An 11,345-nucleotide genomic window follows, 5' to 3' on the forward strand; every position below is an offset into this window, starting at 1 on the left:
TGACCGAAAATGATAGGGAGGAACCAGTTTATGGACCATACATCCTGCCGCCTGCGTCTGGCTGCTATCGCCGATGCACCTGCGATATTGGAAATTTATGCACAATATATGGACACGCCGATCACGTTTGAGACGGAGCTGCCGTCCCTGGAGGAATTTGAGGGGCGCATCCGGGCGATCACGGCAGAATATCCGTGGATTGTCTGCGAGGATGAAACGGGCAGAATCATTGGCTATGCATATGGGCATAAGCAGCTTGAGCGCGCGGCGTACCGTTGGAATGCGGAACTTTCTGAATATCTGGACAGTCGGGTGACGTCGAAGGGCATCGGCAAACGGATGCTTCTGGTGCTTTTAGAGCTTTTAAAGGCACAGGGCATCCACACCGTCTACAGTCTGGTGACAAGTCCGAATGTGAAGAGCGATGCGATGCATAACGGATGCGGATTCCGGACGATGGGCGTGTGCAAAAATACCGGTTATAAGAGCGGAAAATGGCACGATGTTACCTGGTATGAGAAAGCGCTGCTGCCATATGAGGACGTACCGGCGGAGATGATTCCGATTGGGGAGATGGAGAAGGAGACGGTAGATAAGATTTTGGCGTCTTTTTGAACAGAGACATAAAACAAATCTGCATAAAATAAACAGGGCGTATGAAAAAGGAATTTTCCATTTTCATACGCCCTCATCAGTTCTCTTTTATTCACCAGCGCCGTAATGCGCTGTCCATTCATTCACTCAGATTAGTTGAAGTATCTCTTTAACAGACCCTCAAATGCCTTGCCATGTCTAGCCTCGTCACGAGCCATCTCATGAACGGTGTCATGGATTGCATCCAGGTTAGCAGCTTTCGCACGTTTTGCAAGGTCAAATTTGCCTTCGGTTGCGCCGTGCTCAGCCTCTACACGCATCTCCAGGTTCTTCTTGGTGGAATCTGTTACAACCTCACCCAGAAGCTCTGCAAACTTAGCAGCGTGCTCAGCCTCTTCGTAAGCTGCCTTCTCCCAGTACAGACCGATTTCCGGATAGCCCTCTCTGTGAGCCACACGTGCCATCGCCAGGTACATACCAACTTCTCTGCACTCGCCTTCATAGTTAGCTCTTAAATCTTCGAGAATATCCTCGCTGACACCCTGTGCCACACCAACTACGTGCTCAGCTGCCCAGGTCATCTCGCCGGACTGCTCTTTGAACTTGGAAGCCGGAGCGCCGCATACTGGACATTTCTCCGGAGCAGCCTCACCCTCGTATACGTAACCACATACTGTACAGACAAATTTCTTCATAGTCAATTCTCCTTTTCTAAAATAAATTTTTAATTTCGTGTTTTATAGAAACAATAAATAGATAGTAAAGTTGCTTGCAACCATTCTGTTTCATAGGAGCTTTTAAAACGAAATCGTTTATTTGGCTTAAATGAAATCAGTAATGATTACTGATATTAAGATATCATAGATTCCTGTGTTTGTCAATGAAAAAAATAGAAATAATTCTTATTTTTTTCATTTTTATCGATAACCTGGATATTCTCAGAACTTTTTCACTGGTGATGTATTCATACCCGGTCAGCGCATGGCAGAAATCGGGAAGCGGCTCATTTGGTCCCGTCTGTTCCGATACAAAATCAGCCGCTTCTATATTAGTGCTTTTCCCCTTTCATACACTCATCGCATATCCCATAGAAAAACACGGTATGGTCGTCGATCGTTCCCGGCACAAATTCTTTGGCGGCTGTCTCCAGCTCCTTGGTTGCTTCCATCGGAATATCCATGACCCGTCCGCACTGGCGGCAGACGTAGTGGTAATGTGGGGATGTATCATAATCGAAATGATCCGTGCCGTCGCCGCAGGACAGCTTCCGGATCTCGCCCAGCTCAACTAACAGGTTTAAATTGCGGTAAACGGTTCCAAGGCTGATATTCGGAAACTGTTCCCGGATGCTGGTGTAAAGGGCGTCGGCGGTCGGATGATCCTTCCGGCTCATCAGGCAGGCTTTGATCGATTCGCGCTGACGGCTGTATTTTAAGGTTTTCATAAGCGACACTCCAATCCTTCTAAATAATATTGATAATGATTATTATTTATATTATGCGTCCTGACGCGATGAAAGTCAATCTTTTTTCAAAGATTTCCGTGAGAAATTTTAGAGTCAAATTTCAACATCACCGATGCATAAAAGATCCCGTCCTCATACCGGAAATCCACCAGGCCCTGGTAGCGCTCGGCGATCGAACGGATGGAGGCGGTTCCCGTGCCGAACCCGTCATGTTTGGTCGAGCGGAACCGCCCATTTTCCTCGCTCGGCGGATGGCAGCAGGTATTGTCAACGGCGATCACGATGTGACTGGCATCCTCCTGGGCGCAGATGCGGATAAACGGCGCGCTGTCCGTACATTCCCGGCAGGCATCGAGAGCATTTTCCAGAAGATTGCCGAAGATCGAGCAAAGCTCCGGCTCACGCAGCGGGAGAGATGGCGGAAGCTGGATGCGGACCGAAAAATCGACCGACATTGAAGGTCTGGAAAAAATGCTGGAGGGTGCGGACGGGACGAAAACCGATAAAAACTGGAAGGAAGTCAAGGTCCGCTGGGTGCTGGATGAGACATTTAGTGAGAAAGATACATACGAAGGAAAAACACCGGGTATCTATCTAAATACCTTATGAAGCCGAGTCAAAATGAAATTCCAATGTGTTTACAGCTGTATTCATGAAAAAATATAATGAGCGCAGGAGAAAAGAATGCGGCTGCGAAGCAGACATATTCTTTTCTTGCGTCATTAACGAACGAACAGCCATGCGAAGCAGGGCGGTAGAGCGCGATAGCGCGGGTTCGTGAGTGGACGGGTGAGAATACGTATGATATAATGAACCCCGGGGGATCATAACCTGATTCACAAGGGGAAAACAAACCGACACAGGAGGGGGAACACATGAAGAATTTCTACACCGAAGAACAATGGAATGAGATTCTGAAACAGCAGGAATCCGTACTTTGCTACGACACATTTACCCGGAAACAGGCGCTTGAGCTGGGACTTTTGATTGCAGAGGTCACGGAGAAAAAATATCACGGTTCGGTCGCTGTCCGCATCGTGGAGGACGAGACGACCGTCTTTGCCTACAAGATGGAGGGCGCGACGCTGGAAGCAGACTGGTGGATGACCAACAAGCTGGCAGCATCGCGGCTCACGGGGATGAGCTCGCTGCGGGCGCTGACGGCATCGAGAGCCGGAGAACTGGAAGCATCCTGGAAAGTGCGCGAGGAGAACTTCTTCGTGTGCGGCGGTTGCATTCCGGTTTTCATGAGAGATGGAAGCCGTCCTTTTGCCTATGTGATGGTATCCGGCATGGAACACTGGGACGATCATCAGGTGATCGCGGATGCGATGGCGAAACAGCTGGGGGTTGAGATTCCGGAGATTCGGAAAGAGCAGCCATAAAACGATTGACTTGTAAAAACAAAGACGTTTGCAGAAATGGGAGATAGATGAGCTATCTGCATTTTTGCAGGCGTCTTTTGTGGTTTTACTGTGCCGTATGGCGATGAATTATCCGTTATTTTGTATGGCGCACTTCCCCACCTGGTGGTATAATTCAAGTATTATAAAATTTGATATGAAAAGAATATTTGCAATGACTCAGATGGTTTTTGCACAGCAAAGAAGCCTCTGAGAGATCCAGAGAATGTGAGGGATGTGGATGAGTAAAAAAGAGGTACGTCAGGCGGCTGCGGAACTGACCGAGCGCCTTTGTGAAAAAGACTTTTTAGACCGGTCGGGACTGAGCCGGAAAAATGTCATGATGCTCATGAACAAGGAACACTGGGAGGAGCAGTTTGCCCATATTTTCCCGATCAAAAAGCGGATTTCCTGCCGGGCGGTCTACGAGATCTGTGAGGAACCGTTAAGCCTTTTAGGGCATGAGCCGGAAGAGGGCTGGATGAAGTTTACCTACCAGTATGTGTGCCATATTCTCTACCCGGATGCGGAGTTTAAGAAGGAAAATGCCGCTTTTTCCGCCGGTGCGGAGTTCTATCTGGCAGTGCTTCAGTTCGTGTTTGACCGCGAGCGGGCGGTGCTTCCGTACAAACCGATGGAGGACTTTGCATTTTTGGGTGATGAGGAAGCTTCAAGCTTTGAGTGCGCGGCAGAATACAGCCGTTTCAAGAAGTTTTTCGCACAGGAATACATCTATGAGATGATGCGCCTCAATGCGGAGGTGACGCCGTTTCGGACGCTGGAACACATCGCGGGCGTGCATTACGTCGCGATGACGGTGGCACGCGGGCTTTACGAGGCGGGTGTTCCGATCGATCTGACGCTGACCTCGGGCGCGGCTGCAGGTCATGATCTCGGCAAATTCGGCTGCAAGCCGAATGAGCGGGTTCCGTATCTTCATTACTATTATACAAACCAGTGGTTTAACAATCATTCGATGGAATACATCGGTCATATCGCGGCGAACCATTCGACCTGGGATCTGGAACCGGAAAACCTGTCGGTTGAATCCCTGGTGCTGATCTATGCCGATTTCCGTGTAAAACAGAGCCGCGGCGACGACGGGCGTGAGATTACCTACATTTCCAATCTGGATGAGGCGTTCAACGTCATCCTCTCGAAACTCGACAACGTGGACGAGGTCAAATTAAACCGTTACCGCTTTGTTTATTCCAAACTGCATGATTTTGAGGATTATATGCGGTCTCTCGGTGTGGATGTGGATTTGAATGGACACCCGAAAAAGCCGGAGGTGCTGCCGGATATTTCCCTTCGGAACGCAGAGCAGACGGTGCAGTCCCTCATTTTTATGGGTATTGAGCATAATATCCGCGTCATGCATCAGATGGGGGCGGAACGCCAGTTTGGCAATCTCCTCGAGGCGGCGCGCAGCGAGAAGGATTGGAAGAGTGTCCGCGCGTACTTAAACATTTTCCGTGAATATTTTACATATACAAACGACAAGCAGAAAGAGCAGACGCTGGGCTTTTTATATGAGCTTCTGATGCACCGCGAGGGCGACATCCGCGCGCAGGCGGCGAGGCTGCTCGGACATGTGATCGCGCAGTTCAACGCCGGTTACCGCAAGGAGCGCCCGGCGGGTATGCCGGATATTGCCGAGGAGCGGGTGATGGAGATCTGGAAGCAATATCTGGAAATGATCATCCGGCCGGATCACAAGCTGATGCTGCAGCAGAAACGGCGCATCCGTTATCACCTGAAAAATGTGTTGGCATCGGTGGTTGATCATGCGACGCCGGGCGATCTGCGGGAATTTCTGGAGGCATTTCTGGTTTGGTATGATCGGGCGGATGAGCTGGATCCGGGCGAGGCATTTTCTTTGCTGGATACGGTGCATTTCATGCCGTTTGATAAGCTGAGTGAAGAGGAACTGGGGAAAATCGCAAAATTTGCCCTGATTGAGTCGCAGAGTGGGGAACCGGATGTGCGGATCGCATCGTGGCGCGCTTCAAGCTTCTGACGGCGTACCAGCCGGATCATCCGTGCTGTGCGAGATCGGCGTGTGCGTGAAGGCGGCGCAGGTTGAGGACAATATCACGATGACCTTCCTCAAATACCGCGTGTTAAGTAACCTCGGAGAGGACACGGCGAGAGAACAGGAACTTTTGTATGACCGCGACGTTGTCTCCGATATTTTCCTGGATAACCTTAAAACAGCGACGCCGTGGGTCATCAAGTCGGCCAATATCAAGCTGCTTGTCGATCAGATTGCGCATGGTAAACAGGAACATATGCTGCATATCGCAGCGCATCTCTCAAACCTTGTAAAAGTCAGCGAGCACGTGATCGTGCGCCATGATGCCGGAACCGCCCTGCTTCGCATCATCGGGCTTCTGACACCGGATCAGAGAAATGAGATCGTGGTTGAGCTGATGAAGGGGCTGGAAGTCGGTGAGTACGAATTTTCCAAATATATTCCGCAGTATCTGGGGCAGGCGGCGCTGTGGCTGCCGCCGGAACAGCTGGAGGAGATCGTTTCCTACCTGCATGGCATGATGGCAAATGCAAACGACCAGATAGTCTCGGTTGCGCTTGATACGGTCGGCGTGCTGCTGGAACGGTATTCGTGCTACCCAGAGCGCTTTGCGGAGGAAAAAGAGGTATGCGAGGAACGGCGCGGACGTCTGCTTGGCATCCTGCTCAGCGGTCTGGCGAATTACCGCGAGTCGGTGCGCCAGGAGGCGATGCTGGTGCTGGGGCAGACCGTCTTCGGCTCATCCTGGATGGAGTGCCGGGAGAAAAAAGAGCTGTTCGCCCTGTCCTTCCGCAAGATGCTGTTCTTATTCAATGAAAATAAGGGAAATGAGCTGACGGCATTTTATCGTGCGGCGTCCCTTTCTAATATTTACCGGTTCATCACGCAGTATCATATGACCGAGGGCAATTTAGAGATCAAGGAGCGGAACCAGGTGGCATTCTTCCCAGGCACATTTGACCCGTTTACGCTGTCACACAAGGAGATTGTCCGCGAGATTCGCGATCGCGGCTATGAGGTTTTTCTGGCGGTCGATGAATTTTCCTGGTCAAAAAAGGCGCAGCCGCATCTGATCCGCCGTCAGATCGTGAGTATGTCGGTGGCGGATGAGTTCCATGTGAATCTGTTCCCGGATGAGATTCCGGTCAATATTGCCAATCCGGCGGATCTGAAACGCCTGAGAGAGGTATTTCCGGAAAAGAGCTGTATATCGTGGTCGGCAGCGATGTCATTGCCAATGCCTCTTCTTATAAGAAGAAACCGGTCAAAAATTCGATTCATTCGATGAACCACATCGCGTTCCGCCGCGTGGGGGATGTCAAGGCGGACAATAAATACAACCGTCAGATGATGGATCAGATTAGCGGCAAGGTCGTGGAACTGGAGCTTCCGGAGCATCTGGAGGACATCAGTTCGACGAGAATCCGTGAAAATGTCGATCTGAACCGGGATATTTCGAACCTGATCGACCCGTCTGTGCAGGAATATATCTATTACAATGGTCTGTATCTGCGCGAGCCGGAATATAAACCATATATCCGCGCGCGTGCGATCTCCTATGAGGAGGTGGAGATGCCGGATGAAATGCTTCTGGCGGAAATTTCGAATTTCGTTCTGCGGGACGAAGAAGATCGCGAGAACCTGTTGAATTCGATGAAGGAGTCGGGCGACCGGCTGCTGCTTCTTAGGAATACCGTGCAGGAAAACCGGCTGGTCGGAGTGGCACGGCTTCGTTATCTGGCGCCGGATGAGCTGTTTGCCGTTCTGGGACAGGTCAGTCTGGCAGATCAGGTGCGCCGCCATACCTACGGTGAGATTCTTCTGATTTCGGGTATCTATGTCGAGCGCGATCCGATGATCTACGACGCGGAACAGCTGCTTTTAACCGAGGCGATCGCACGGTCCTTTGAGTATAAATGCGGCTATGCACTTTTCTTCCCGGCAGACGGTTACTGCCCGGAGCGCGTGCTGTCGGCGGTGGTCCGCCAGGGCTTTGTGAAGGCGCCGGAATCCCCGGAAGACGCGCCGCTCTATCTGGTCGATATGCATGCGCCGCTTGTATTAGTGCAGAATCTGGAAACAACGTTAAAAGAACCATTTTCCAGCAATCCGCGCGTTCTGGATGCGATCTACAAGGCGCATCGGGAATTGCAGATGGCGATGACGCGCTTCTATCCGGGACAGCTGGTTCTTTCGATGTCGGCGAGCGTGATTTACCACCGTCTGGTGGAACGGATCACGGCGTTAAATGGTGTGCCGCGTGACCCAGTGACGCCGAGACGCCTCGGCGGGGCGATGTGCGTGCCCTTCGGCAAGATCCTGCGAGGAAAAGTTATTCCGAATACGGTGACGAAGACGCTGCATACAGATAAAGTGTACGATCCGGAGCTGAAAGAGAAGTCGATCGAAGCGTTCCCGTACTATTCGCCGTTGCGAAGCCAGATCAAGGCTATCAAGTCCTTTGACCGCCCGGTGATTCTGGTGGATGATCTGCTGCATCACGGCGGACGTTTCGAGGCCTTGGAGCCGATGCTGCGTGAAGAGGGCGTGGAAATCAAAAAATTGGTGTTAGGTATGATTTCAGGCTATGGGCGCGACACGATGGCGACGAAGGGCGTGCCGGTAGACAGTATTTATTATATTCCGAACCTGCGGAACTGGTTTGTCGAGTCCACACTGTACCCGTTCATTGGAGGAGATACGGTGCGCCGCGATACCGTGAAGGTGGCGGGACTGACGCCGTCGATCAATATGATCCTGCCGTATGCCGCACCGCCGGTACAGGGAAGTACGCCGGAAGCCGCGTTTGAGTTCTCTGCGTGCTGCATCCGCAATGCGCGCAACATCCTTCTGGTGCTCGAATCCGAGTACCGGGCGCTGTTTGCGAGAAACCTGACGTTAAGCCGCTTGTCTGAAGCGGTCATCCTGCCGCTCTGCCCGGATAAAGGCGAGTGTGTCAGCTACGATCCGAATCTGGCAGCGTCGGTGTATCTGGAAAATGATTTGGAGATGCTGTATCGGACGCGGAAGTGAGAAATTATGTCAAATAATGCAAAATAATATTATATAAGATATCAAAAAAGAGCAGGGGGTATGCAATATGTACTATTATAAAATTGGAGATAAAATCTGCTGTTCCTTCAATGGAAATTTATCATACGAAAAGGCAGAAATGCCGCACCCGGGCACACCGCTCACATTCTTATTCGAACGCGAGCCGGGAACCGGAAGAGATTCTTTTAAGGTAAACTCGCCGCTGCTTTTATTCCAGGAGGCAGAGAATGTTTCCTGGTTAAGCAGCCGGAAGCTGGAAGCGCAGGCGGAGACGATGAAGAAAAAGCTGGAAGAATCGACGGAAAAAGCGGCAGGCAGCGGTGCATCTGAGAGTGGCGCGGCAGAAAAGGTGAATTGCGAACTTGACGAGGCAGTCAAAGCTGCGATCATTCAGGGCGTGATGCGCGCAGTCAACCGCCTGCATCCGGATTTTGAGGCTATTTTGGCAGAAAAACCGCAGAAAACGAAGAAAAGAGTCCATGTGCTGGCGATCGGCGACGTCGGAAGTACGCTGTTGACCGGGCTTCATCTTCTGGGCGGCGACTGCATCAGTTCGATCGGCATCTGTGATATTTCCGATAAAGTGACCGCACGCTGGGAATTTGAGGAAAACCAGATCGCGTACCCGTGGGCATATGACGCGCTGCCGGAGGTCGATGTGGTAAAACCGGAAGACCTCTTTAAGTGCGATGTGTTTGTATTTGTTGCTTCCAAGGGAATCCCGCCGGTTGGTTCCGGTGTCAAGGATGTGCGGATGTACCAGTTTGAAAATAACTCCAAGATCGTTGCGCAGTATGCAAGACAGGCGAGAGCCGAGCATTTCAAGGGCTTATTTGCCGTTGTCTCCGATCCGGTTGACCCGCTGGCAAAGACGGCATGGCTGGAGAGCAACAAGGACGAAAACGGCATCCTTGATTTAAAGGGACTCCGCCCGGAACAGGTACAGGGCTTCGGACTGGGCGTTATGAATGCGCGTGCGGCTTATTATGCGAAGCGCGACGGGCGGTTTTCACAGTTTTTGACTGAGGGGCGTTCCTTCGGACCGCATGGACAGGATCTCGTCATCGCAGATTCCATTGAGAATTACAACGACGAGCTTTCAAAAGAACTGACCCAGCTGACGGTAACGGCAAACCTGCATATGCGCGCGATCGGTTTCAAGCCGTTTATCGCACCGGCATATTCCTCCGGCGCAATCTCCCTGATTCTGATGATGCGCGGCGAATGGCACTGCGGTTCCGTCTTCATGGGCGGTATCTTCATGGGCGTGAAAAACCGTTATACCGAATATGGTCTGGAAACAGAAATTCTGCCATTGCCGGATGCGCTGTATGAGCGGATTGTGACGGCGGAGGAAAATCTGAAAAGGATTGTCTGATCAATGAGTCTTATCGCAGGAAGGAAGCGAAAACAAGTGATTCATTCAAATTCAGAAGGAGATATTTATATAGAAGAAATGCCACTCCTCCTCGTCCATCTGCGCGAGGAGGAAAAAGGTGCGGATGCGCGCCTTTCGGAGGTGTTATCCTATGCGCTGGACGGCTACGTCTATGAGACAGCGACGGAAATCAGCACGTTTGAAGATTATGTAAACCGATGGAGGCGCCTGAAAAAGACACAGAATCGAAAAAATCCAGTCCAGGGACGTATCCTGTTTGCCGTGCCGCTTGGCACATCTGGTATCAACCTGGAGCTTTACCGCCTGATTCGCTTTCTGCGGGAACATCCGGATTTTCTGAACGGTTTTGTCGGCGGGCTTTTGGTGGACAGTGAAAATGACCTCTATTCCAAATCGGCGGCGAAGGATCTGGTGTTTGCCGCTAACTGCGCGGGCTGCGCGTTCGTGGGGCGTCCGCTCGTCGAAGGCACGCGGACACTTTCCAATTACACGATCGTTTCCAATAATCTTGGAACCGATCTGATGGGGGCATACCGCGAGAGCGCGGCGGGGCTGGTCAAAGAAGTACTGGGAACGGATTGCGTCAGGAAAAAATGTCCGAAAGTATTGGTATTGCACGCGTCAAGCCACAAGACCTCCAACACCTACGCGATCTGGAACCGGGTGAAAGAACAGCTCCCGGAGATGGAGATCCGGGAGATAGGGCTTCGAAACGGTACGCTTTCCGACTGCGCCGGATGCCCGTACAAGATGTGCCTGCATTTTGGCGAGCAGGGAAGCTGCTTCTACGGTGGAGTGATGGTCGAGGACGTCTATCCGGCAGTCCGCGAGGCGGATGCGATCGTGATGCTCTGTCCAAACTACAACGATGCGCTGTCGGCAAACCTGACTGCGTTCATCAACCGCCTGACTTCGCTGTTCCGGACGACGCGGTTTTATGACAAAGCGCTGTTTGCGGTGGTTGTGTCGGGCTATTCCGGAAGCGATATCGTGGCGGAACAGCTTATCGCGGCGTTAAATATGAACAAAACCTTCTATCTGCCGGGGCAGTTTGCGATGATGGAGACGGCAAACAATGCCGGGGCAGCGATGCAGCTGCCGGGGATTGAGGATCGGATGAATGCGTTTGCGGAGAGAATCCGGGAGACGCTATTATATAGGTAAAGAGGGGTTATAAGCAGGGCAGCGTCACTGGGAGAGTTTGTAACTGTTCACAGGTAGGAATTTTTTGAACTGAAAATTCCGTACGATACAGTTCCGGCAGCAGATTTTGCCGATTTGGAATGCGTAGCATCGGCAAAATCCCGTTGCTGGGCACACGTGTGTGAACAGTAACAAGAGTTTCACATCTGTTATAAAATTCTTTACAGATTTCATGAAACTAAGTATACTATA

At 51.3% G+C, this 11,345-nt stretch carries 11 protein-coding genes; 8 read left to right on the forward strand and 3 right to left on the reverse strand.

The genetic code is table 11. The features are described from left to right. Positions 1–30 precede the first annotated feature (30 nt). Positions 31–615: a GNAT family N-acetyltransferase gene (locus DWX76_RS09295; RefSeq protein ID WP_118570538.1), complete on the forward strand. Its 585-nt coding sequence runs from the start codon at positions 31–33 to the stop codon at positions 613–615. A gap of 131 nt (positions 616–746) precedes the next feature. Here DWX76_RS09295 and DWX76_RS09300 read toward each other — a convergent pair whose 3' ends face one another. The 3 genes from DWX76_RS09300 to DWX76_RS09310 all read right to left on the reverse strand — a co-directional run bounded on the left by DWX76_RS09300 (position 747) and on the right by DWX76_RS09310 (position 2,514). Then, positions 747–1,289 (reverse strand): NADH peroxidase, encoded by a 543-nt coding sequence (locus tag DWX76_RS09300; RefSeq protein ID WP_107000650.1) that lies wholly within the window; start codon positions 1,287–1,289, stop codon positions 747–749. Positions 1,290–1,642: 353 nt separating this feature from the next. Next, entirely contained in the window at positions 1,643–2,038 is a 396-nt protein-coding gene (locus DWX76_RS09305; RefSeq protein WP_118570539.1) for a transcriptional repressor, read from the reverse strand. Between the two features lie 86 nt (positions 2,039–2,124). Next, positions 2,125–2,514: an ATP-binding protein gene (locus tag DWX76_RS09310; protein WP_118570540.1), complete on the reverse strand. Its 390-nt coding sequence runs from the start codon at positions 2,512–2,514 to the stop codon at positions 2,125–2,127. Between DWX76_RS09310 and DWX76_RS13830 the strand changes: the two genes are divergently transcribed. The 7 genes from DWX76_RS13830 to DWX76_RS09330 all read left to right on the forward strand — a co-directional run bounded on the left by DWX76_RS13830 (position 2,489) and on the right by DWX76_RS09330 (position 11,114). Further along, positions 2,489–2,668, forward strand: a complete 180-nt coding sequence (locus DWX76_RS13830) for a hypothetical protein (protein WP_118471376.1) — start codon at positions 2,489–2,491, stop codon at positions 2,666–2,668. The genes DWX76_RS09310 and DWX76_RS13830 overlap by 26 nt on opposite strands. 266 nt (positions 2,669–2,934) lie before the next feature. Next, entirely contained in the window at positions 2,935–3,444 is a 510-nt protein-coding gene (locus DWX76_RS09315) for a heme-binding protein (RefSeq protein ID WP_118469480.1), read from the forward strand. A 259-nt stretch (positions 3,445–3,703) separates the two neighbouring features. Then, positions 3,704–5,482 carry a hypothetical protein gene (locus DWX76_RS14465; RefSeq protein ID WP_243022515.1) on the forward strand — a complete coding sequence of 593 codons (1,779 nt, stop codon included), beginning with the start codon at positions 3,704–3,706 and terminating at the stop codon, positions 5,480–5,482. Further along, on the forward strand, positions 5,445–6,785 hold the full coding sequence (locus DWX76_RS14470; RefSeq protein ID WP_243022516.1) for a hypothetical protein: 1,341 nt from the start codon (positions 5,445–5,447) through the stop codon (positions 6,783–6,785). Before DWX76_RS14465 ends, DWX76_RS14470 begins: the two co-directional genes overlap by 38 nt. Further along, on the forward strand, positions 6,710–8,530 hold the full coding sequence (locus DWX76_RS14475) for a hypothetical protein (protein ID WP_243022517.1): 1,821 nt from the start codon (positions 6,710–6,712) through the stop codon (positions 8,528–8,530). Before DWX76_RS14470 ends, DWX76_RS14475 begins: the two co-directional genes overlap by 76 nt. Positions 8,531–8,597: 67 nt before the next feature. Continuing rightward, positions 8,598–9,929: a lactate dehydrogenase gene (locus tag DWX76_RS09325; RefSeq protein WP_118469478.1), complete on the forward strand. Its 1,332-nt coding sequence runs from the start codon at positions 8,598–8,600 to the stop codon at positions 9,927–9,929. 36 nt (positions 9,930–9,965) lie between these two features. Then, positions 9,966–11,114, forward strand: a complete 1,149-nt coding sequence (locus DWX76_RS09330) for a flavodoxin family protein (RefSeq protein ID WP_243022518.1) — start codon at positions 9,966–9,968, stop codon at positions 11,112–11,114. Positions 11,115–11,345: the final 231 nt, after the last annotated feature.

Source organism: Clostridium sp. AF21-20LB, assembly GCF_003478795.1.
In the GTDB taxonomy this organism is placed as follows: domain Bacteria; phylum Bacillota; class Clostridia; order Lachnospirales; family Lachnospiraceae; genus Otoolea; species Otoolea fessa.